This window comes from Psychrobacter sp. CAL346-MNA-CIBAN-0220, assembly GCF_040309805.1.
In the GTDB taxonomy this organism is placed as follows: Bacteria; Pseudomonadota; Gammaproteobacteria; order Pseudomonadales; family Moraxellaceae; genus Psychrobacter.
Genome location: NZ_JBEOPF010000370.1, coordinates 1 through 265, shown reverse-complemented (window position 1 = coordinate 265; position 265 = coordinate 1). Strand labels below are relative to the sequence as shown.

The following is a 265-nucleotide window of genomic DNA, read 5'->3' as shown; positions in this document are numbered from 1 at the left end:
GGAGAACCTGACGCCACGTGTGGGATGGATATCATCCGTGATACGAGCAAAGTCATTGTTAGCGAGTGCACGCTGGATACGTAGCGCTTGCTGTCTGAGTGTCTGCTGGCTCATATCAGAGAGCACTTGTGATGATGCGCTGCTGGTTTGCGGATTAGAGATGGTCGCGCTGGACTCAGCAGACGATTGGCAGCCAGTGACAATAAGTGTGGCCATCAGTATTGATGCCATACTTGTAGCGGTTGAGCGTTTATAAAGATAAGAC

1 pseudogene is annotated in these 265 nt (G+C 50.6%); it reads right to left on the bottom strand.

What is annotated here, in order from left to right:
* Positions 1-265, bottom strand: a pseudogene (locus tag AAEY88_RS14005) (hypothetical protein); the annotation flags it as partial.